The organism is Allomesorhizobium camelthorni, from assembly GCF_011045125.1.
Classification (GTDB): Bacteria; Pseudomonadota; Alphaproteobacteria; order Rhizobiales; family Rhizobiaceae; genus Allomesorhizobium; species Allomesorhizobium camelthorni.
Genome location: NZ_JAAKZF010000001.1, coordinates 310511 through 332939 on the forward strand (window position 1 = coordinate 310511; position 22429 = coordinate 332939).

Here is a 22429-nt window from a genome sequence, read left to right on the forward strand (position 1 = left end):
TCACTCCTGGCAACCCTTCAATGCAAAAACATCCCACGGCACCTTCGAAAGTTCGTCCGCATCAAAAGCAGCCGATCTCTGCAGCGAACGGGCGAGATCGGGAAAGATCAGCTTTGCCGGCGCGTCGGCACCCTCGGCCGGGAGAAGTTCGATATTGCCCTTGTCGTCGGACGTGTAGATGACACCCTGCCAGACCGTGCAAATGGCAAGCTCAGCCCCGGTCACGTCACCTTGCGGGCATTTGTACATCAGCATGCCGTTGGGCCGCGGTACGGCTTCCGTCCACATCACGATACCGTCGAGCACCACGTCACCTTCGATAAGCATGCGAAATGTGTTGGTGACGACCGCCCGGTTAAGCGTGGGCGTGAAGTTGATCTCGGCGACGCCGTCGCGTTCGCCATAGACGCTGAGTTCCATCGGGCAGGCGGCCAGCGCCGGCGCGGCCGACGACGCCAAAATGCCGAGCGCGGCAATGGTTCGCGCCACCCAGGCTTCGCCTCTAGCGCTAATGACCTTTTCATTGAACAGGCGGGGCACCTTCAAGGCATCAGCCTGATCAACGCAAGAACTGAAATTTCGGTCGATGCAGCAGCGGCTTCCATGGAACTCCCCCGGTCACATGTTCCGGAAGCGGAATTGCTTCCAGAGGGCGCTATCACAAACTCGCGGCTACAAAATTGGCAAAGCAGCGCCTAAAGGTCCAGCACCAGCCGTTCCGGATCCTCAAGGCTCTCCTTGACCCGCACCAGGAAAGTCACCGCTTCCTTGCCGTCGACGATGCGGTGATCGTAGCTGAGCGCCAGATACATCATCGGCCTAATGACGATCTGGCCGCCGACCACGACCGGCCGCTCCTGGATCTTGTGCATGCCGAGAATGCCCGATTGCGGTGCGTTGAGGATCGGCGTCGACATCAGCGAGCCATAGACGCCGCCGTTCGAGATGGTGAAGGTGCCGCCCTGCATATCGGCGACCGAGAGCTTGCCATCGCGCGCGGCGACGCCAAGCCGGCCGATTTCCTTCTCGATTTCGGCGATGCTCATCTGGTCGGCGTTGCGCACAACCGGAACGACGAGGCCCTTTTCGGTGCCGACGGCCACGCCGATATGGGCGTAGTTCTTGTAGATGATGTCGGCGCCGTCGATCTCGGCATTGACCGCGGGGATCTCTTTCAGAGCATGAACGATGGCCCTGGTGAAGAAACCCATGAAGCCAAGCTTCACCCCATGCTTCTTTTCAAAGACATCCTTGTATTTCGTTCGCATGTCCATGATCGCCTTCATGTCGACCTCGTTGAAGGTCGTCAGCATGGCGGCGGTGGACTGCGCTTCCTTGAGCCGGCGGGCGATGGTCTGGCGTAGCTTGGTCATGCGAACGCGTTCTTCGCGCGCTTCGTCACCGGCCGAAGATGGCGCGCGGGCAGCGGCCGGCGCCGCGGGCGCGGGCTGCGGGGTCGAAATCCCCTTGGCCAGGGCTTCGAGCACGTCGCCCTTCAGAACCTGGCCGCGCTTTCCGGTACCCTCGATCTGATCGACGGCGACATTGCTTTCGGCAAGCAGCTTGGCGGCTGCCGGCGCCGGCGGCATCTTCCGGTCGGTAATCGGCGTATCGCCGGCGATCACGCTCGCCTTCTCGACCGCTTCCTGGGCCGAGTCGGCGCCCGCCTTGCCCGCGGCCTGCGCGACTGCCTCAGGCCTGGCCGCCTCTTTCGCAGGCTCCGCTTTCGCCGGCTCTTTCGCGGCAGGCTTTGCGCCCGCGCCTGCCGAAATCGTGCCGAGCAACGCGCCGACCCCGACCGTCTCGCCGTCCTTGGCCGCAATTTCGGCCAGCGTGCCGGCGGCGGGCGCCGGCACCTCGATCGTCACCTTGTCGGTTTCGAGCTCGACCAGCGGTTCGTCGGCCGCGATCGCGTCGCCTGCCTTCTTGAACCATTTGCCGATGGTCGCCTCGGTGACGGATTCGCCGAGCGTGGGAACGCGGATTTCGGTAGCCATTTTATGCCTGTCCGTTTCTGAATGTCTTGGTTGCCATGGTCGTCCGAAACTACTTCGCTACTCGCCGAGCGCGTCGTCGAGGAATGCCTGCAACTGCGCCAGATGTTTCGACATCAGGCCCGTCGCGGGCGACGCCGCAGCCGGCCGCCCCGTATAGCGCACGCGCTGATGCTTGGCGTCGATATGCGCAAGCACCCACTCCAGATAGGGATCGATGAACGACCACGCACCCATGTTCTTGGGCTCTTCCTGGCACCAGGTCATTTCCGCGTTGCGAAAGCGCGACAGCTCGTTGATCAGCGCCTTGGCCGGGAAGGGATAGAGCTGCTCGACCCGCAAAAGGTAGATGTCGTTGATGCCGCGCTTTTCGCGCTCCTCGTAAAGGTCGTAATAAACCTTGCCGGAGCAGAGCACGACGCGGCGGATCTTCGAATCCTTGACCAGCTTGATCGGCTGGTCGGGCAGAAGCTGCGCGTCGTCCCACAACAGCCGGTGGAAGGCGCTTTCGCCCGACATCTCGGCCAGCGTCGATACCGCCCGCTTGTGGCGCAGCAGCGATTTCGGCGTCATCAGGATGAGCGGCTTGCGGAAGTCGCGTTTCAGCTGCCGGCGCAGGATGTGGAAGTAGTTTGCCGGCGTTGTGACGTTGGCGACCTGCATGTTGTCTTCGGCGCAGAGCTGCAGGAACCGTTCCAGGCGCGCCGACGAATGCTCCGGCCCCTGGCCTTCATAGCCGTGCGGCAGCAGGCAGACGAGACCGGACATGCGCAGCCACTTGCGTTCGCCCGACGAGATGAACTGGTCGAACACCACCTGCGCGCCATTGGCGAAGTCGCCGAACTGCGCCTCCCAGAGCGTCAGCGCCTTGGGATCGGCCAGCGAATAGCCATATTCGAAGCCGAGCACCGCCTCTTCCGAAAGCATCGAATTGACGACTTCGTATTTCGCCTGCGCAGCACTCAGATTGTTCAACGGTATGTAGCGGCTCTCGTCCCTCTGGTCATAAAGCACCGAATGCCGCTGGGAGAAGGTGCCGCGCTCCGAATCCTGGCCTGAAAGCCGGACCGGATTGCCGTCGAGCAGGATCGAGCCGAAGGCCAGCGCCTCCGCCGTCGACCAGTCGATGCCTTCGCCGGAATCGATCATCTTGCGCCGCGTATCGAGGAAGCGGCCGATGGTCCTGTGCGCCTCGAAGCCTTCCGGCACCTCGGTCAGCTTCTTGCCGATGTCCTTCAGCGTCTTGAGCGGCATGGCGGTCTTGCCGCGCCGCTGCTCGTCCTGATTGTCCGCGGTGCGGAGACCCGTCCAGGCGCCGTCCAGCCAGTCGGCTTTGTTGGGCTTGTAGGCCTGCCCGACTTCCCATTCGCTTTCGAGATGGGCCCGCCAGTCGGCCTTCATCTTTTCGAACTCGTCTGCAGTCAGATGTCCTTCGGCGATGAGCTTCTCGGCGTAGATCTGCACCGTCGTCTTGTGCGAGCGGATGGCGCGATACATGATTGGCTGCGTGAATGCCGGCTCGTCGCCCTCATTGTGGCCGAAGCGACGGTAGCAGAACATGTCTATGACGACCGGCTTGTGGAACTTCATCCGGAACTCGATCGCTATCTTGGCGGCGTAGACCACCGCCTCCGGATCGTCGCCATTGACGTGCAGGATCGGCGCCTCGATCATCTTGGCCACGTCCGACGGATATGGCGAAGAGCGCGAGAAGCGCGGATTGGTGGTGAAGCCGATCTGGTTGTTGATGATGAAGTGCAGCGTGCCGGCGACGCGATGGCCGCGCAGGCCCGACAGGCCCAATATTTCCGCAATCACGCCCTGGCCGGCGAAAGCGGCGTCGCCGTGCAGCAGCAGCGGCAGCACCTTGGCCCGGTCCTCCAGCGGGATGATCTCGTCACGGCCGCGGCCGTAGAGCAGATCCTGCTTGGCGCGCGCCTTGCCCATCACCACCGGATCGACGATTTCGAGATGCGACGGGTTGGCGGTCAGCGACAGGTGTACCTTGTTGCCGTCGAACTCGCGATCCGACGATGCGCCGAGATGGTATTTCACGTCGCCCGAGCCTTCCACGTCGTCCGGCGTGTAGGAGCCGCCCTTGAATTCGTGGAAGATCGCCCGGTGCGGCTTGGCCATCACCTGGGAGAGCACGTTGAGGCGACCGCGATGCGCCATGCCGAGCACGATGTCCTGCATGCCGAGCGAGCCGCCGCGCTTTACGATCTGCTCCAGCGCCGGGATCAGCGATTCGCCGCCGTCCAGGCCGAAACGCTTGGTGCCTTTGTATCTGACATCGATGAACTGCTCGAAACCTTCCGACTCGACCAGCTTCTGCAGGATGGCCTTCTTGCCCGCAGGGGTGAAGGCGATCCCCTTGTCCGGACCTTCGATGCGCTCCTGCACCCACGCCTTCTCTTCCGGGTCGGACATATGCATGAACTCGACGCCGAGCGTGGAGCAGTAGGTCCGCTTCAATATGTCGAGCATCTCGGGGATGGTCGCGTATTCGAGCCCCAGGACGCGGTCGATGAATATCTTGCGGTCGTAGTCCGCTTCCGTGAAGCCATAGGCCTCCGGCGACAATTCGTTGTAATCCTCCATCGGCTTGGCAATGCCGAGCGGATCGAGATTGGCGTGCAGATGGCCGCGCATGCGATAAGCGCGGATCATCATGATGGCGCGCACGGAATCGCGCGTCGCCTGCAGCACGTCGGCGTCGGAAAGAACCGCACCGCCAGCGACAGCCTTGTCTTTGACCTTCTTTTCGAGATGTTTCTCGACCAGGCCCCAATCGCCGTCGAGCGCCGAAACCAGCTCGCCATTGGCCTGCAGCGGCCAGCTCGGCCGCGCCCAGGACGCGCCCTTGGCGTTCTTTTTCACATCGCCGGCGTCATCCTTCAGCGCGCCGAAGAAATCACGCCATTCGGCATCCACCGAAGACGGATCGTCCTCATAAGCGGCGTGCAGCTGCTCGATGTAGTCGGCATTGCCGCCATAGAGGAACGAAGTGAGGGAAAATTGGTCGTTGGCCTGATCTTGTCGTGCCATGTGCGTCTCGGAGTTTTTGCTCCGTCTCCTTGCTGAGGGAGTAGGGCAGTAAGGGAGTAGGGCAATATGTGCCGCGCTTTTCCCTACTCCCCTACTGCCCTATTCCCCTACTCCCTTAACTCTTGATCGCCTCGACCAGCGTAGTGCCGAGCCGGGCCGGCGACGGCGATACGCGGATGCCTGCCGCTTCCATCGCCGCCATCTTGTCCTCGGCGCCGCCCTTGCCACCGGAAATCACCGCGCCGGCATGGCCCATCGTGCGTCCCGCCGGCGCCGTGCGACCGGCGATGAAGCCTGCCATCGGCTTCCTGCGGCCGCGCTTGGCTTCGTCGATGATGAATTGCGCCGCGTCCTCTTCCGCCGAGCCGCCGATTTCGCCGATCATGATGATCGACTTGGTCTCGTCGTCGGCCAGGAACATTTCCAGCATGTCGATGAACTCGGTTCCCTTGACCGGATCGCCGCCAATGCCGACCGCCGTGGACTGCCCGAGCCCTTCATTGGTCGTCTGGAACACCGCCTCATAAGTAAGCGTGCCGGAGCGCGACACAACGCCGACCGAACCCTTGCGAAAAATATTGCCGGGCATGATGCCGATCTTGCATTCGTCGGGCGTCACGATGCCCGGGCAGTTCGGGCCGATCAGCCGCGAATTCGAGCGGTCGAGCCGCGCCTTGACCTTGACCATGTCCATCACCGGAATGCCTTCCGTGATGCAGACGACCAGCGGGATCTCGGCCTCGATCGCCTCGATGATCGCCGCTGCGGCGCCCGCCGGCGGCACGTAAATAACCGACGCGTTGGCGCCCGTCTCTTCCTTGCCCTCCGCGACCGACGCGAAGATCGGCAATTGAGCACCACTTTCGACGGAGCCCCAGGTCTCGCCGCCCTTCTTCGGGTGGATACCGCCGACCATTTTCGTGCCGTGATAGGCGAGCGCCTGCTCGGTGTGGAAAGTTCCGGTCTTGCCGGTCAGACCCTGCACCAGGACCTTGGTGTTCTTGTCGATGAGAATGGACATTACTTCCGATCCTTCAGAATCTCTTTGATTTCGCGCAACTCAGCGACTAGTTGGCGATTGTTGACCAGGATCTCAGCATTGATGTTCTCAACGCGATCGACCTGCTTTCGGTAGGTGCGTGAACTCAAGATGCCCAGTCCAAGGAATCCAGCCAAAATCACGAACAGCGGCAGCCACGCACGGACTAAGTCCATCCCTCGCTACCCCTTCACCGCCGCGACGATCTTCTTGGCCGCATCGTCGAGATCGTCGGCGGAAATGACGTTCAGGCCGCTCTCATTGATGATCTTTTTGCCGAGTTCCACGTTGGTGCCCTCGAGCCGCACGACCAGCGGAACCTTCAGCCCGACTTCCTTTACCGCCGCAATCACGCCTTCGGCGATCACGTCGCAACGCATGATGCCGCCGAAGATGTTGACCAGGATGCCTTCGACGGCAGGGTCGGCGGTGATGATCTTGAACGCAGCCGTGACCTTTTCTTTGCTCGCGCCGCCGCCGACATCGAGGAAGTTGGCGGGCTCAGCGCCATAGAGCTTGATGATGTCCATGGTCGCCATGGCCAGGCCGGCGCCATTGACCATGCAGCCGATATTGCCGTCGAGAGCGACATAAGCGAGGTCGTGCTTCGACGCCTCGATCTCCTTCTCGTCCTCTTCGGTCGTGTCCCGCAGTTCCATGATGTCGGGGTGACGGAAGAGCGCGTTATTGTCGAACGATACCTTTGCGTCGAGAACGCGCAGGCGGCCGCTCTTCATGACGATCAGCGGGTTGACCTCCAGAAGGCTCATGTCCTTTTCGACAAATGCCTTGTAGAGCAGCGGAAACAGCGTTTCACCGTCTTTTGCCGCATCGCCGTCGAGTTTCAGCGCCTCGTTGAGCTTACGAACATCCGCCGGCGTAACCCCCGCTTCGGGGTCGATGGCGACGGTGATTATCTTCTCCGGCGTATCGTGCGCGACCGCCTCAATGTCCATGCCGCCCTCGGTCGAAACGACGAAAGCGACGCGGCCGACCGAGCGGTCGACCAGGATCGACAGATAAAGCTCGCGGTCGATGTCGGCGCCGTCCTCGATGTAGAGGCGATTTACCTGCTTGCCGGCCGGGCCCGTCTGCTTGGTGACAAGCGTGTTGCCGAGCATCTCCTTGACGTTGGCGACGACCTCTTCGACCGACTTCGCCAGCCTGACGCCGCCCTTTGCGTCGGGCGAAAGCTCCTTGAACTTGCCCTTGCCGCGGCCGCCGGCATGGATCTGGCTCTTCACCACATAGAGCGGTCCGGGCAGCTTCTTCGCCGCCGCCTCGGCCTCGCCTGCATTCATGATAGCGACGCCCTCGGCGACCGGCGCGCCAAAGCTCTTCAGAAGCTGCTTGCCCTGGTATTCATGGATGTTCATCGCAAAGCCTCACTTCTTGCCGAGGTTGGGGGCGATGCCGATGCAGGCATCGCAAAGTGCGGCGACCGATTCCACCGACTTGTCGAACATCTTCTGCTCGGCGCCGTTCAGGTCGATTTCGATGACGCGTTCGACGCCGCCGGCGCCGATAACCGTCGGCACGCCGACATACATGTCCTTCACGCCGTACTGGCCGGAAAGATAGGCGGCACAGGGCAGAACGCGCTTCTTGTCGCGCAGATAAGCCTCGGCCATCTGGATGCCGGAAGCAGCCGGAGCGTAATAGGCCGAGCCGGTCTTCAGCAGGCCGACGATCTCCGCGCCGCCGTCGCGGGTGCGCTGCACGATCTTTTCTAGCTTCTCCTTGGAGGTCCAGCCCATCTTGACCAGATCCGGCAGCGGAATGCCGGCCACTGTCGAGTAGCGGGTCAGCGGCACCATCGTGTCGCCATGGCCGCCGAGCACGAAGGCGGTGACGTCCTCGACCGACACCTTGAACTCCTCGGCCAGGAAGTAGCGGAAGCGCGCCGAGTCCAGCACGCCTGCCATGCCGACGACGTGGCTCTTGGGCAGCCCGGAGAATTTCTGCAGCGCCCAGACCATGGCGTCGAGCGGGTTGGTGATGCAAATGACGAAGGCTTTCGGCGCATACTTTTTAATGCCCGCGCCGACCTGCTCCATCACCTTGAGGTTGATGCCCAAAAGATCGTCGCGGCTCATGCCCGGCTTGCGCGGCACGCCGGCCGTGACGATGCAGACATCGGCGCCCTCGATGCCGGAATAGTCGTTTACGCCCGTGACCCGCGCATCGAAGCCCTCGACCGGCGAGGACTGGGCGATGTCGAGGCCCTTGCCCTGCGGAATGCCTTCGGCGATGTCGAACATCACGACGTCGCCGAGTTCCTTCAACCCGATCATATGGGCAAGGGTGCCGCCGATCATGCCGGAACCGATGAGCGCTATTTTATTGCGTGCCATTTGCGGAGATTTTCCCTGTGTCTGTGACAGGCGCGCGGCGGCGCCGAAGGAGAACTTTAGGCCAGAGCGAGGAGGACATGCTGCCAGGAATTTCGATGCTGGGAATAGCCTCACGGCCTGTATTTTTCAACCGATTATTTCTGTACTATAGATTTCAATCGGTTAGACCAAAGTGGATTTACGTAAACGTCAAAGTTTCCTGTCTATGCCGAGCTGACCGCCTTCGCCGACGGGTTTTTCTCCGCCTGCCGCGCCGCCCAGCCATCGAGCCAGTCACGGCTCTGCATCTCGATCAGCCGCGAGGCTGTGCGGTCGAACTCGAACGCTTCTGTGCCGCGCCGGCCGGCGTAAAGGTCCTGCGGCGCGGCGGCCGCACTGACCACCAGCCGAACGTGATGATCGTAGAACGTGTCTATGAGAAGAATAAGACGTTTCGCTTCGTTGCGTTTGCCCTCGGCAAGCACCGGCACATGATCGATGAAGATGATCGAAAAACGTCCAGCGATCTCCAGATAATCGCGCGCGCCGAGCGGATTTTCGCAGAGGTCGGCAAACGAGAAGCGCGCCGCGTCGCCCGCCGCGAGCGGCACGGCCACTTGCCGGCCCTTGACCGTCAGCGCGGTCGGGCCGGCCGGTTGGCCGTATGCCACGAGTTCCCATTCCTCGTCCATCAGGCGATCCGCCTCCGGGCCGAGCGGCGTGATGTAGACCGGCATTCGGTTCAGCTTTTCCAGCCGGTAGTCGGTCGGGGAATCGAGGGCGAGCACGTCGGCGTGACGCTTCAGCATGCCGATGAAGGGTTCGAACAGCCCGCGGTTCAGTCCATCGCGATAGAGATCGTCGGGCGCCACGTTCGAGGTAGCGACGAGCACGACGCCTTGTGAAAACAGCGCCGAAAACAGCCGCGACAGGATCATGGCGTCGGCGATGTCGGTGACGGAAAACTCGTCGAAGCACAGCACCCACGCCTCTTCGGCAAGCTGCCGCGCGACGGGCGGGATGGGGTCGTCTTCCTTGGCCTCGCCATTCTTACGCGCAAAGCGATGCTTCTGGATGCGGTCATGCGCATCGGCCATGAAGTCGTTGAAATGGACGCGCCGCTTGCGCTTCGCCGGCAACAGCTCGAAGAACATGTCCATGAGCATGGTCTTGCCGCGCCCGACGCCGCCATGGATGTAGAGGCCTTTTACCGGCGCCTGGGTTTCCCGCTTCTTTGCAAACAGCCAGCCGAGCGCGCTTGATTTCTGGGCCAGCCGCTTGGAGCAGATCTCGTCAGTCAGCCGGTCGAGCGCGGCGACCACCTTCTGCTGGGCCGGGTCGCGCTCTACCGCCCCGGTTTCGACGGCATGGGTATAGCGCTGCGCGACCGTGGCATGCGTCTGGATGCCGTCGCGCAGGTGCATGGCGTATGCCGCGAAGGTCGGTTAGCGGCTGAGCGAGATCGGCACGCCGCTTTCGGTCTGGCCGTCGAACTTCTCCGGTCCGGAAGCATAGAGGCGGGCAAGAGTGCCGCCGCTTTCATCATAGAGCGTCAGCTGCTTGCCGGCGACATTCCATGACTTCACCCCATCGATCGGAGCCGGGCAGCGCAGCGGTCCGGCGCGAAAGCCCTGGCCGAACTTGGTCTGCGGCGTGGCGACCTTGCAGCTTTGGCCCGAAACAGAGGCGTTCCAGACGCCTGCGACGCTGCCGGCGGTGAGATCGGGCGCGTTGGCGGCGGCTTCCGGCGGCAACGCGGCAACCTGCTCGCCCGCGCCGGGAGCAGCGGGAAACTGCGACGTGGCCGTACCGGGAGCAGCCGGAGGCGGTAGCGCTCCGGAGGTCACGGTGCCGGCGGGAGCGGCCTCCAGCGGAGCCGGCGGCTGCGTGTCGAGCGACGACATGCGCGAACTCTGGCACCCGCCCACCGCGAGAGCCATCAGCGATATGGCCACAAGGCCGGTTCTCGAAAATGCCATTCAAACCTCCGCCGGACGCTGTGCGCGCGCTGTCCGATCATTTCCTAGTCCCACCACAAAGATGGAGATGGTGGCCAAATTTCAACCGCCTATGGTTAAAATACCGTTTGCAGTAAAAAATGTTGCAAAAATGTCCCAGTAGCGATCGCCTGAGCAATTGCGCCGCGCCGCCTGGCGCACTGGTAATTTCCGGCTGGTTCCGCCATATAGGCGCCAACAGAACGAGACTTTGATCGATGGCACGCGAGGCGCCCTTTGCCAAGATGAACGGGCTCGGCAACGAAATCATCGTTGCCGACATGCGCGGTCGCGCGGACCGCGTCTCGCCGGCTGCGGCGATCGCGCTCAACGCCGACCCGGCGATGAAATTCGACCAGATCATGGCGATCCACGACCCGCGGACGCCGGGTACCGCCAACTACATCGAGATCATCAATTCGGACGGCACGATGGCGCAGGCCTGCGGCAACGGCATGCGCTGCGTGGTGCAGGCGCTGGCGGCAGAGAGCGAGCAGAAGCTTTTCACCTTCGAGACGATCGCCGGCATATTGAACGCGGAGGAACATGCCGACGGGATGATTTCTGTCGACATGGGCGTGCCGCGTTTCGATTGGCAGGAGATCCCGCTGGCCGAGGAATTCGGCGATACCAGCAGGATCGAACTGCAGATCGGCCCGATCGACGCCCCGGTCCTGCACTCTCCCTCGGTGGTCTCGATGGGCAATCCGCACGCCATCTTCTGGGTGGACCGGGATGTCTGGGACTATGAACTCGATCGTTTCGGACCGCTGCTCGAAAACCATCCTATCTTTCCAGAGCGCGCCAACATTTCCATCGCTCAGGTCACCGCGCCTGACGCGCTGACCTTGCGCACCTGGGAGCGCAGCGCCGGACTGACCAGGGCATGCGGCTCGGCGGCCTGCGCCGCCGCAGTCAGCGCGGCGCGCATCGGCCGCACAGGCAGGAACGTCACGGTTACCGTACCCGGCGGGCCGCTTGCGATCGAATGGCGCACCGACGACCATGTCGTCATGACCGGGCCGGCCGAGTGGGAGTTTTCCGGCACGTTCGATCCGGAAACCGGGGCGTGGACGCGCGACCGTCAGGACGTCGCCTGATGGCGGTGGAAGTGGTCACATTCGGCTGCCGGCTGAACACCTACGAATCCGAGGTGATGCGCCGCGAGGCGAACGCCGCCGGCCTTGGTGAACTGAAGAACGGCGCTGTGATCTTCAACACCTGCGCCGTGACAGCCGAGGCGGTGCGCCAGGCCAAGCAGTCAATCCGCAAGGCGCGACGCGAAAATCCGCAGGCCCGCATCATCGTCACCGGCTGTGCCGCTCAGACCGACCCGACGGCGTTCACCGCCATGGGCGAGGTCGACCTCGTGCTCGGCAATGAAGAGAAGCTCAAGGCGCACAATTACCGCGCTCTGCCGGATTTCGGCGTAAACGACACCGAAAAGGCCCGCGTCAACGACATCATGTCGGTGACAGAGACCGCGGGGCACATGGTCGATGCGATCGAGGGCCGGGCCCGCGCCTTCGTGCAGGTGCAGAACGGCTGCGACCATCGCTGCACGTTCTGCATCATTCCCTATGGCCGCGGCAATTCGCGCTCGGTGCCGATGGGCGCGGTGGTCGAGCAGGTGAAGCGCCTCGTCGGCAACGGTTATGCCGAGGTAGTGCTGACCGGCGTCGACATGACCAGTTTTGGCGCCGACCTGCCGGGAGCGCCGAAGCTCGGCAGGCTGGTCAAGACGATCCTGCGTCAGGTGCCGGATCTCCAGCGTCTACGCCTGTCCTCGATCGATTCGATCGAGGCTGACGACGATCTGCTTGAGGCCATCGCGACCGAAAACCGGCTGATGCCGCATCTGCATTTGTCGCTGCAGTCGGGCGACGACATGATCCTGAAGCGCATGAAGCGCCGGCACCTTCGAGATGATTCGATCCGCTTCTGCGAGGATGTGCGGAGGCTTCGTCCGGACATCGTGTTCGGGGCCGACATCATCGCCGGCTTCCCGACCGAGACGGAAAGAATGTTCGAGAATTCGGAGAAGATCGTGGAGGAGTGCGGGCTGACGCACCTTCATGTTTTCCCGTTTTCGCCACGCGAGGGCACGCCGGCCGCGCGCATGCCGCAGGTGGATGGCGGAGCAATCAAGCGCCGTGCCGCGCGCCTGCGCGCCGCCGGCGAAGCAGCCTACCGCCGGCATATCGACAGCCTGGCGGGCTTGCGTCAGTCGATCCTGATCGAGCGCGGCGGGCTTGGGCGTACGGAAGGCTTCACGCTGGCCGCGATCGAAGGGGGCGCGCCGGGAGAGATCGTCGAAGCGGTCATCACCGGCCATGACGGTGCGCGCCTGATCGCTTCGCCGCTGGCCCGGCAAGCCGCATAGACGGACCGACGCATGGCATTCGGCTTCATCAAGAAAGTTTTTTCCTTCGGCAAAAAGGAGGTCGTGGAGGAGCGACCGGCCGAAGACGCGCCCTTGCCGCCGATCGACTGGAAAGCGCTCGAGAGCTTAAAGGAAGGACAGGAGAGCGCATCTTCTGCCCTGCCTGACGAACCGGTTCCGACTCCTCCGGAAAAGCCTGCCCCCCGGCCGACTCCGGAAGAGCCTGCTCCCCCGCCAACGCCGGAAAGACCTGCTCCTGCGCCGACCCCGGAAGAACCTACTCCGCCGGCGAAGCCGGAGGAGCCTACTCCGCAGCCGACGCCCGCCGAGCCGGAACCAGCCCCGACGCCAGTCCCTCCGCCTGCGCCGCAGCCGCCTGCGCCGCAGCCGGTAGAGCCAGAGCCCGCGCCTGTGGAGATTCCGCCGCCGGCCGAACCGGTGCACGAGCCGCAGCCGTCGGTTCCGCCGGAAATCCCCGTGCAACCCCCGGAAACCCCGGGTACTCCGCCGCCCGAAGTGCCTGCGCAGCCCACGCCTGTCGAAATTCCGGTCCCTTCGCAGCCCACAGAACTGCCCCCGGCCGAAAGCCTGCCGCCGATCCGCCAGCCGTCGCCTCTCGAAACGGAGGTGCTGACCGAGATCGCGCCCGAGCTGGAGGCCGCGCCGAAGCCCGTCGCCGGCAAAGTCGTGGTGACGAAAAAGGTCGAGCAGAAGACCGAGCCCGTGGCGGCCCAGCCCGTGGCGAAGCTGAGCTGGTTCCAGCGTCTCAAATCCGGCCTGTCGCGCTCTTCGAGGGAACTCGGCGACAACATCTCCGGCGTGTTCACCAAGGGCCGGCTGACCGAGGACATTGTCGACGATCTCGAGGAAGTGCTGATACGCGCCGATCTCGGCATGGAAACGGCGATCCGCATCACCGATACGCTGTCTTCCGGACGCTACGGCCGCCAGACGACCGAGGCCGATGTGCGGCAGGTCATGGCGCAGGAGGTCGAGAAAGTCCTGGGGCCTGTGGCGATGCCGCTCGAACTCGATCTGTCGCACAAGCCGCATGTTATTCTGGTCGTCGGCGTCAACGGCACGGGAAAGACCACGACCATCGGCAAGCTGGCTGCAAAGCTGACGGCGGGCGGCCTGTCGGTGATGCTGGCGGCCGGCGACACGTTCCGGGCCGCGGCGATCGAGCAGTTGAAAATCTGGGGCGAGCGCACCAACTCGCCGGTGATCGCCTCGAAGCTCGGGGCGGATGCGGCAGGGCTCGCCTGGGATGCCTATGAAAAAGCCAAGGCGGCGGGCTCCGACGTGCTGATCATCGACACAGCCGGCCGGCTGCAGAACAGGACCGAGCTGATGGCCGAGCTCGAAAAGATCGTCCGGGTTCTCGGCAAGCACGATGCGGAAGCGCCGCATACAGTGCTGCAGACGGTCGATGCCACGACCGGCCAGAATGCGCTCAACCAGGTCGAGATCTTCCGCAATGTCGCCGGCGTCAACGGGCTGGTGATGACAAAGCTGGACGGCACGGCGCGCGGCGGCATACTTGTCGCAATCGCGGCAAAGCACAAACTGCCGGTCTATTTCATCGGCGTCGGCGAACAGGTCGACGACCTCGAACCATTTTCCGCAGGCGATTTCGCCAAGGCGATCGCCGGGGTAGCGTAAGGCATGGCCCAAAAAGTCCAGACTTTTCGGAACGACCATGCTTGAGAAGGACATCATGAACGAACCTATCCTCGAACGCGACCCGTCCGACCCGGAGAAGAAAGAGGTCAATCCGCTGCTGAAGCTGGCGCTGGAGCTGGGGCCGTTGATGGTTTTCTTCTTCGCCAATGCGCGCGGCGAATGGCTGGTCGAGAACTATCCCGCACTGGGCAATTTCGGCGGACCGATCTTCCTGGCCACCGGCCTGTTCATGATCGCCACCGCGGTCGCGCTCGCCGTCTCGTGGCTGCTTACCCGGACGCTGCCGATCATGCCGCTGGTTTCGGGCGTGGTGGTGTTCGTGTTCGGCGCGCTGACGCTCTATCTTCAGGACGACATCTTCATCAAGATGAAGCCGACCATCGTCAATTCGCTGTTCGGGCTGACACTGCTCGGTGGGCTTTGGTTCGGCAAGTCGCTGCTCGGCTATGTGTTCGACAGCGCCTTCAGGCTCGACGCCGAAGGCTGGCGCAAGCTCACCTTCCGCTGGGGACTGTTTTTCCTGTTCCTGGCCCTTGTCAACGAGATCGTCTGGCGCTCGTTTTCGACCGACGCCTGGGTGGCGTTCAAGGTCTGGGGCATCATGCCGATCACGCTGGTCTTCACGTTCAGCCAGATGCCGCTGATCATGCGCCACTCGCTGGACGAGCGGGTCAAGCGCTAGCTTTTTGCGGGGAGGGGAAGGCATGCAGTTCATCGAGAATCGTGAGGAACTGCGTGCGCTCTACAAAAGCCCTGGCGATGGCGCCGTGCGCAAGGAACTGCCGCGGCTCGACGGGCATTGCCGGAGCTTCATCGCCAAAAGCCCGTTCGTGCTGATCGGCTCGTCGGACGGCAACGGTAATGCCGACGTGACGCCGAAGGGCGACCGGCCGGGCTTCGTCGCCATTCTTGACGACAACAACATCGCCATCCCCGACCGTCCCGGCAACAACCGGCTCGACACGCTGGAGAACATTGTCGTCAACCCGGCGGTCGGCCTGCTGTTTCTCATTCCCGGCATGAACGAGACGCTGCGCATAAACGGCCACGCCCGCATCACCGCCGATGCCGCCTTGCGCGAAAGGCTGGCCGTGGACGGCAAGCTGCCGATCAGTGTGACGATCGTTTCGGTGAAAGCGGCTTATATGCACTGCGCCAAGGCCTTCATGCGCTCCGAACTGTGGAAGCCGGAAAGCTGGCCCGACCGCGCAACCCTGCCCACGCTCGGCGAAATCCTGCGCGACCAGCTGGCGCTCGCTCAATCGGCCGAGGCTACCGACAAATGGCTCGATGAGGGCTACCAAAAGACGATGTGGTGACAGCCCCCGCTATCTTTTTCAGAAAGCTCGGCGCTTGGCGCATAGCGTAGTATGCAGCCATGCACCCAACGCAATGCTGCATTGCAGCACGTCATGTTGCAATGCACACTAACTGTAGCAATCTATGGAGCGTCGGGAGGAACAACCAACGTCGCTGAACGCGACCGTTTAGTGGGGCCCTCACCATGATCTTTTCAAGCATCGTTGCCCGTACCAAAGACCGCATCGCCAAGCGCAGCCGTTACGTCCGCCTCGTGGCGGAGATTGAAAGCCTGTCGTCCCGCGACCTCGCCGACATCAACGGCAATCGCAGCGAAATGCTGCGGCACGCCTACCTGGAAGTCTACGGCTGACGCGCCAGCTCTACCCGAGCCACTCAATCCAGCGGCCATGATAATCGCATCTGGCGAGACGCCGTGTCTCGCCACCAGGCCACAGCGTCAGGCTCAGCGTCGCATATTTGTCGGTGGTCGACAGCGGCTCCATCCTGAGCCAGGCGATCGGCGCATCCGCAGTTGCGGCTTCCCCGGCATTTCGCAAATCGGCTGTGATCGACGCCTTCGTGTCTTTGGGCAAATACTGCCACATGATCGAATGGAACAGCACGTATGCCGCGCCGACTTGCCGTGAGGCCAGGCTTTGCCGCACGAAGGCTGCGGCATCGGCCTTTATCAGCTTGAACGGCTGGATGGCGGCGAGGCTCAGCGCCGCATCGAGCCGTTGAAGCCGCATCGCCTGGTCCGCCCAGATATAGGATCTCAGCCTCAGCCGGTCCTCGGCGGTCGCTACATCGACTGGAGCGATGTCCGAACCGGCGCGCTCCACGATTTCAAGCTGGCTATGGACGGGAACAGCATTTCCCCGGACTTCCGGCGCGAGGCGCACCGGCGAAGCCGCATCGCCCCATTCCGCGTCGCCGTACCGGTAGTGGAACCTGTCGAACAACAGGTTAAGCCCGGCGCTCGATCCGAGCTCGTGCAGCGCGAGCGGCAGCGCCGTCTCCCCCGTGATTTCTAGAAAACCGGGCAGCAGCATCGCCGAACGGGCGATCTCGTTCGTCTGCGGCGCGCTGTCGAGCGATTCGAACAATTCGAGATCGTGCCGGGCGATTGCGTTCTGCAAGGCGGCGCGGAGGTCCGCCTCGCTTGCCTCCTGCGGCGGATAGACCGCAGCAAGCCCGGCATCCCTGCCGGCCAGCACCAGAGCATGCAGCGCGCCGCAAAAACGAAGCGCCAGCGCGTCCTCGCGGGTATTGCCGGCCCAGTGCAAAACCTTTCGCCCGGTCCGTGTCGTCTCGTCGAGGCACTCCGCCAACGCCCGGCACAGGCGGGCGGTGAAGGGAGAGCCGAGCGATCCGCAGGATGCCGCCTGGTGAACGAAATGCTGACGGATGATGTTCGGTTCGGGAGGAGAAGGATGGACGTCGTTCATGCCGGCAACGTTAGTGCGCCGCCGCCGCTATTGCGAGGCGGCGAGCGCCTTCTCGATTTCCGGGAGAAGCATGCGTTGAGCCGCATCCACCGTAAGCGGCCCTACATGCTTGAACACGATCTTGCCGTCGCGGCCGACAAGGAAGGTTTCCGGCACGCCATAGACGCCCCAGTCGATCGCCGTGCGGCCCGCCTCGTCGATGCCTATCGCCGTGAATGGATTGCCGAGGTCGCCAAGAAAGCGGCGGGCGTTTTCCGGCCGGTCCTTGTAATTCAGCCCGGCGATTTCGAAGCGCTTGTCCTGGGCCAGCGCCATCAGCACGGGATGCTCTTCCCGGCACGGGGCGCACCAGGACCCCCAGACATTGACCAGCGTGACCTTGCCTTTAAAATCCGCCGAATTGAGCCCCGGCAGATTGAGACCGGGCAGCGGAGGCAGGCTGGTCTCGGGCGCCTGCTCGCCGAGCAGCGCCGAAGGCACGGTTGAAATGTCGCGGCCCGACAGAAGCTGCGCCAGGAAAATGCCGGCCAGCGCCAGGAAGATCGCCAGCGGCAGGAAAACGAACAGTTTGCTGACCGGGCGCTTATCAGGCTGAATTTCCGTCGTCATGCGGAACTCCCGCCGCGGTCGGAGCGGCGTCTTGCGCCGCTTGCCTCGAGTTCAGCCAGTTCGCGCCGCCTGGCGCGCTGGTCGAGAAAAATCCACGCCACAAGGCCGGCGATGGCCAGCGCCGAAACGGCATAGGCGGCCGTCACATAGAGCGCATGCGCCGTCATGGCCGGGACTCCGTCGCCGGACAGGTTCCGCGTTTGGTCGCCGTTGGCATCTTCATGATCCGTCTACATAGCCGCACGGTCTCGGCTCTGCAATCAAACGCCTATGCGGCGGATTTACGGTCGAGCGACCTGTGACGCTCAGTCGGTTGCCCATCGCAGCGCCAGCGCCGCCGCGACTGGCCCGAGCACAGCCAGAAACAGCGTCAGTGCGCACAGGATGAGAAAGGGCGGCAGGAACGGGTCGGGCTCGGCCACGGCGCCATAGCTGGCTAAGACGCCGAATATCAGCACCGGGATCGTCAGCGGCAGCACAAGCACCGATATCAGCAAACCGCCACGCGGCAGCGCCACCGCCACGGCCGCGCCTGCCGCCCCGATGAAGGTGATCGCCGGCGTGCCGACCAGAAGCGTCAGTGCGGCAGCACCTATGCCCATCGGCGGCATGTTCATGAACAAGCCGAGAAGCGGTGCGGCAACGACCAGCGGCAGGACGCTCGCCGTCCAGTACGCCAGGCATTTCACAAAGACCGTCAGCGCGGCCATGTGCCGATCGCCCGACATCACGAGGAGGTCGAGCGAGCCGTCGTCGCGGTCGGCCTGGAACAGCCGATCGAGGCCGAGAAGGCTGGCGAGCAGCGCGCCGATCCACAGAATCGCCGGACCGATGCGGGCCAGGAGGTTGAGATCCGGGCCGACGCCGAATGGAACCGTGGCGATTACCGCGAGGAAGAAGATGACGCCGGTCAGCGCCCCGCCGCCGGCTCGGACGCCGAGCTTCAGGTCCCGGACGTAAAGGGCTAGCATGGGATGCTCCGGAGGGGAGCCGGTGCAGAAGGAATCACGACCGTTCCATCGCTAAAGTCTGCGCCCCCTCCAGCCCGAGCGGCTGATGCGTTGCGGCCACGACGATCCCGCCATCATCGAGATGCGCCTTCATCAAGGCTGCGAACTGGTGTTCGGAGGCTTGGTCGAGCCCGGCGGTCGGCTCATCGAGCAGCCAGACGGGACGGTAGCTGACGAGCAGCCGGGCGATGGATGCGCGACGCCGCTGGCCTGTCGACAGGTAGCCGAAAGGCAGGTGCCCTATATCGCCGAGCCCGACGATCTCCAGCGCCTCGCTGCATTCCAGATGCGGCTCTCCCAGAAATTCCCGCCAGAAGCCGAGATTCTCGGCCACGGTCAGCGCCGTCTTCATCGCGTTTTCATGGCCGAGATAGTGGCTTGCCGCCGCGACGGTCGGAAAGATCTCGCCGCCCCCCTCAATCCTGACCGCCCCGGAGGAAGGCGGCAGCAAACCCGCCATAATGCGAAGCAGAGTCGATTTTCCGGCGCCGTTCGGGCCTGTGACGACAAGGCTTTCGCCGCCTTCGAGCGCAAACCCGACGCCGGAGAAAACCTGCTCGCCGCCGCGCTCGCCGCTCAGATTGTCGGCGATCAACCGCATCTGCCCCCGTCTCCGATTGTTCGCCGCGCGTGCGTCGCAGCAATTTTACCTATCGTCGGTCTAGAACTATTCTAGGAAATTCTCTATACGCCGGACAACCGGGCCAGCGGTCGGCCCGGAAACCGAATTTGCGCCGAACCAACGAACTCGCCGCCTTGAACGGCAGGACGCGGGGGACGGACAGCGGAAATGACCGTACCCGCACCTTTGCGCGTGATTCGCATGCCACAGGATTCCGTTCCCGTTTCGGCTGAACAGACCAAGATGGGATCGCACGTGTCAAAATCTCTCGACAGCTTCAATTGCCGCAGAACGCTTCGGGCGGGCGGTTCGGAATACACCTATTACAGCCTGATCGAGGCTGAAAAGAACGGCCTGACCGGCATAGCGCAGCTGCCCTATTCGATGAAGGTGCTGCTCGAGAATCTGCTGCGCAACGAAGACGGCCGCTCGGTCACCAAGGCGAGCATCCAGGCGGTGGCCGGCTGGCTGACTGATAGGGGCTCGGCCGGTGTCGAGATCGCCTACCGCCCTGCTCGCGTGCTGATGCAGGATTTCACCGGCGTTCCGGCCGTGGTCGACCTTGCCGCGATGCGCGACGCCATGGTGTCGCTCGGCGGGGATCCGCAGAAGATCAATCCGCTGGTTCCGGTCGACCTTGTGATTGACCATTCCGTCATTGTCGATGAATTCGGCACGCCGCTGGCTTTCGCCCGCAATGTCGAGCTCGAATACGAGCGTAACCAGGAGCGCTATAAATTCCTGAAATGGGGTCAGCAGGCCTTCCGCAATTTCCGCGTGGTGCCGCCCGGCACCGGCATCTGCCATCAGGTCAATCTCGAATATCTCGGACAGGTCGTCTGGACCAACACCGAGGAGGGCGAGATCACCGCCTATCCCGATACCTGCGTCGGCACCGATTCGCATACCACCATGATCAACGGCCTCGGCGTGCTCGGCTGGGGCGTCGGCGGCATCGAGGCCGAGGCAGCCATGCTCGGCCAGCCTGTCTCCATGCTTCTGCCCGAAGTCGTCGGCTTCCGCCTCACAGGCAAGCTCAAGGAAGGCGTGACCGCCACCGATCTGGTGCTCACCGTCACGCAAATGCTGCGCAAGAAGGGCGTCGTCGGCAAGTTCGTCGAATTCTTCGGCTCGGGCCTCTCCAACATGACGCTCGCCGACCGCGCCACTATCGGCAACATGGCGCCGGAATATGGCGCGACCTGCGGCTTCTTCCCAGTCGACGCCGAGACCATCCGCTATTTGACCATGTCCGGCCGCGCGGAAAGCCGCATCGAGCTCGTCGAGGCATACAGCAAAGCGCAAGGGATGTGGCGCGAGAACGCTTCGGCCGACCCGGTCTTCACCGACCTGCTCGAGCTCGACCTCGGCGATGTCGTTCCCTCCATGGCTGGCCCGAAGCGCCCGGAGGGCAGGGTCGCGCTGGAGGGCATTCCCGCCGGCTTCGCCAAAGCGATGGAGACCGAGTACAAGAAGACGGTCGACGTGGCCAAGCGTTACCCTGTCGAGGGCGAAGAAGGCTTCGATCTCGGACATGGCGACGTGGCGATCGCCGCGATCACTTCCTGCACCAACACGTCCAACCCGAGCGTGCTGATCGGCGCGGGATTGCTTGCCCGCAACGCCAATCGGCTGGGCCTAAAGCAGAAGCCTTGGGTCAAGACCTCGCTCGCGCCGGGCAGTCAGGTGGTCGCCGAATATCTGGAGAAGTCCGGCCTGCAGAAGGAGCTTGATCAGATCGGCTTCAATCTGGTCGGCTTCGGCTGCACCACCTGCATCGGCAATTCCGGCCCGCTGCCGGCGCCGATCTCCAAGACCATCAACGACAAGGGCCTGATCGCCGCGGCCGTACTTTCCGGCAACCGCAATTTCGAAGGCCGTGTCTCCCCCGACGTGCAGGCAAATTATCTCGCCTCGCCGCCATTGGTGGTCGCCTACGCGCTCGCCGGAACGGTGACCCTCGACCTGACTACCGAACCGCTCGGCGAGGACCGCGATGGCCGTCCGGTTTTCCTGAAGGACATCTGGCCGACCTCGCAGGAGATCGACGCCTTTATCGCCGAGCACGTCACCCGCGAACTCTTCGCGCGCAAATATGCCGATGTCTTCAAGGGCGACGAAAACTGGCAGAAGGTGCAGGCGCCGGCAGGCCAGACCTATGCCTGGGATGACGGCTCGACCTATGTGCAGAACCCTCCCTATTTCGTCGGCATGCGCACGCGTCCGGGCGAAATCGGCGAAATCAAGGGAGCGCGGGTGCTCGGCCTGTTCGGCGACAAGATCACCACCGACCACATTTCGCCGGCGGGATCGATCAAGGCAGCGTCGCCAGCCGGGAAATACCTGACGGAGCACGGCGTCGGCGTGGCGGACTTCAACCAGTACGGCACGCGCCGCGGCAATCATGAGGTGATGATGCGCGGCACCTTTGCCAACATCCGCATCCGCAATCACATGCTTGGCGAAAACGGCCGCGAAGGCGGCTACACGATCCACTACCCGTCCAAGGAAGAAATGCCGATCTACGACGCGGCGATGCTCTACAAGCAGGAGGGTGTGCCGTTGGTCATCTTAGCCGGCATCGAATACGGCAATGGTTCGTCGCGCGATTGGGCGGCCAAGGGCACCAACCTGCTCGGCGTCCGCGCAGTAATTGCTCAGTCCTTCGAGCGCATCCACCGCTCCAATCTGGTAGGCATGGGTGTCATCCCCTTCGTGTTCGAAGAGGGCGACAGCTGGGCTTCACTCGGCCTGAGGGGCGACGAAACCGTCACCATCGAAGGGCTCGAATCCATCCGCCCGCGCCAGAAGATGGTGGCGACGATCAGTTTCGCTGACGGTACGATCAAGAACGTGCCGATCCTCTGCCGCATAGATACGATCGACGAACTGGACTATTTCCGCAATGGCGGCATTCTCCAGTACGTGCTGCGGGATCTCGCGGCCTAGTTATCATTTGAG

Annotated in this window: 21 protein-coding genes; 7 read left to right on the forward strand and 14 right to left on the reverse strand. The window is 63.2% G+C overall.

What is annotated here, in order from left to right; translation table 11 throughout:
• From G6N73_RS01560 to G6N73_RS01600, 9 genes are all read right to left on the reverse strand, one after another.
• Positions 1-420: a hypothetical protein gene (locus G6N73_RS01560; protein ID WP_246251571.1), complete on the reverse strand. Its 420-nt coding sequence runs from the start codon at positions 418-420 to the stop codon at positions 1-3.
• Positions 421-695: 275 nt separating this feature from the next.
• Entirely contained in the window at positions 696-1997 is a 1302-nt protein-coding gene (gene odhB, locus G6N73_RS01565; RefSeq protein WP_165022289.1) for a 2-oxoglutarate dehydrogenase complex dihydrolipoyllysine-residue succinyltransferase, read from the reverse strand.
• A gap of 57 nt (positions 1998-2054) precedes the next feature.
• Positions 2055-5042 (reverse strand): 2-oxoglutarate dehydrogenase E1 component, encoded by a 2988-nt coding sequence (locus G6N73_RS01570; RefSeq protein WP_165022293.1) that lies wholly within the window; start codon positions 5040-5042, stop codon positions 2055-2057.
• A 115-nt stretch (positions 5043-5157) separates the two neighbouring features.
• A complete protein-coding gene (sucD, locus tag G6N73_RS01575) occupies positions 5158-6063 on the reverse strand; it encodes a succinate--CoA ligase subunit alpha (RefSeq protein ID WP_165022297.1) in 906 nt (301 codons plus the stop codon).
• Positions 6063-6257, reverse strand: a complete 195-nt coding sequence (locus tag G6N73_RS01580) for a hypothetical protein (RefSeq protein ID WP_165022300.1) — start codon at positions 6255-6257, stop codon at positions 6063-6065. Before G6N73_RS01580 ends, sucD begins: the two co-directional genes overlap by 1 nt.
• Positions 6258-6263: 6 nt before the next feature.
• Entirely contained in the window at positions 6264-7457 is a 1194-nt protein-coding gene (sucC, locus tag G6N73_RS01585; protein ID WP_165022303.1) for an ADP-forming succinate--CoA ligase subunit beta, read from the reverse strand.
• Positions 7458-7466: 9 nt separating this feature from the next.
• Complete coding sequence (gene mdh / locus G6N73_RS01590; protein WP_165022306.1) at positions 7467-8435, reverse strand: malate dehydrogenase; 969 nt, start codon at positions 8433-8435, stop codon at positions 7467-7469.
• A gap of 203 nt (positions 8436-8638) precedes the next feature.
• Positions 8639-9838, reverse strand: a complete 1200-nt coding sequence (gene zapE / locus G6N73_RS01595; protein ID WP_165022309.1) for a cell division protein ZapE — start codon at positions 9836-9838, stop codon at positions 8639-8641.
• A 21-nt stretch (positions 9839-9859) separates the two neighbouring features.
• The gene (locus G6N73_RS01600; RefSeq protein ID WP_165022312.1) at positions 9860-10393 is read right to left on the reverse strand and encodes an AprI/Inh family metalloprotease inhibitor; all 534 of its coding nucleotides are present in this window, start codon (positions 10391-10393) and stop codon (positions 9860-9862) included.
• Between the two features lie 236 nt (positions 10394-10629).
• Between G6N73_RS01600 and dapF the strand changes: the two genes are divergently transcribed.
• From dapF to G6N73_RS01630, 6 genes are all read left to right on the forward strand, one after another.
• Positions 10630-11511, forward strand: coding sequence for a diaminopimelate epimerase (gene dapF, locus G6N73_RS01605; protein ID WP_165022315.1), 882 nt, complete (start codon positions 10630-10632; stop codon positions 11509-11511).
• Positions 11511-12794, forward strand: coding sequence for a tRNA (N(6)-L-threonylcarbamoyladenosine(37)-C(2))-methylthiotransferase MtaB (gene mtaB, locus G6N73_RS01610; protein ID WP_165022318.1), 1284 nt, complete (start codon positions 11511-11513; stop codon positions 12792-12794). Before dapF ends, mtaB begins: the two co-directional genes overlap by 1 nt.
• Before the next feature lie 12 nt (positions 12795-12806).
• Entirely contained in the window at positions 12807-14456 is a 1650-nt protein-coding gene (gene ftsY / locus G6N73_RS01615) for a signal recognition particle-docking protein FtsY (RefSeq protein ID WP_165022321.1), read from the forward strand.
• Between the two features lie 55 nt (positions 14457-14511).
• Complete coding sequence (locus G6N73_RS01620; RefSeq protein WP_165022323.1) at positions 14512-15159, forward strand: septation protein A; 648 nt, start codon at positions 14512-14514, stop codon at positions 15157-15159.
• Between the two features lie 22 nt (positions 15160-15181).
• Positions 15182-15796, forward strand: a complete 615-nt coding sequence (locus tag G6N73_RS01625) for a pyridoxamine 5'-phosphate oxidase family protein (RefSeq protein ID WP_165022327.1) — start codon at positions 15182-15184, stop codon at positions 15794-15796.
• A 185-nt stretch (positions 15797-15981) separates the two neighbouring features.
• Positions 15982-16149, forward strand: a complete 168-nt coding sequence (locus G6N73_RS01630) for a hypothetical protein (protein ID WP_165022330.1) — start codon at positions 15982-15984, stop codon at positions 16147-16149.
• A 10-nt stretch (positions 16150-16159) separates the two neighbouring features.
• Here G6N73_RS01630 and G6N73_RS01635 read toward each other — a convergent pair whose 3' ends face one another.
• The 5 genes from G6N73_RS01635 to ccmA form a co-directional block, all read right to left on the reverse strand.
• Positions 16160-17227 carry a DUF2332 domain-containing protein gene (locus tag G6N73_RS01635; protein ID WP_165022334.1) on the reverse strand — a complete coding sequence of 356 codons (1068 nt, stop codon included), beginning with the start codon at positions 17225-17227 and terminating at the stop codon, positions 16160-16162.
• Between the two features lie 27 nt (positions 17228-17254).
• Entirely contained in the window at positions 17255-17836 is a 582-nt protein-coding gene (locus G6N73_RS01640; protein ID WP_165022337.1) for a DsbE family thiol:disulfide interchange protein, read from the reverse strand.
• A complete protein-coding gene (gene ccmD, locus G6N73_RS01645; RefSeq protein WP_165022340.1) occupies positions 17833-18003 on the reverse strand; it encodes a heme exporter protein CcmD in 171 nt (56 codons plus the stop codon). The genes G6N73_RS01640 and ccmD overlap by 4 nt, the downstream gene beginning before the upstream one ends.
• 138 nt (positions 18004-18141) lie before the next feature.
• On the reverse strand, positions 18142-18807 hold the full coding sequence (gene ccmB / locus G6N73_RS01650; protein WP_165022343.1) for a heme exporter protein CcmB: 666 nt from the start codon (positions 18805-18807) through the stop codon (positions 18142-18144).
• A 34-nt stretch (positions 18808-18841) separates the two neighbouring features.
• The gene (gene ccmA, locus G6N73_RS01655; protein WP_165022346.1) at positions 18842-19447 is read right to left on the reverse strand and encodes a heme ABC exporter ATP-binding protein CcmA; all 606 of its coding nucleotides are present in this window, start codon (positions 19445-19447) and stop codon (positions 18842-18844) included.
• Positions 19448-19711: 264 nt separating this feature from the next.
• Here ccmA and acnA point away from each other — a divergent pair, with 264 nt between their 5' ends.
• Complete coding sequence (gene acnA / locus G6N73_RS01660; RefSeq protein WP_206078615.1) at positions 19712-22417, forward strand: aconitate hydratase AcnA; 2706 nt, start codon at positions 19712-19714, stop codon at positions 22415-22417.
• Positions 22418-22429: the final 12 nt, after the last annotated feature.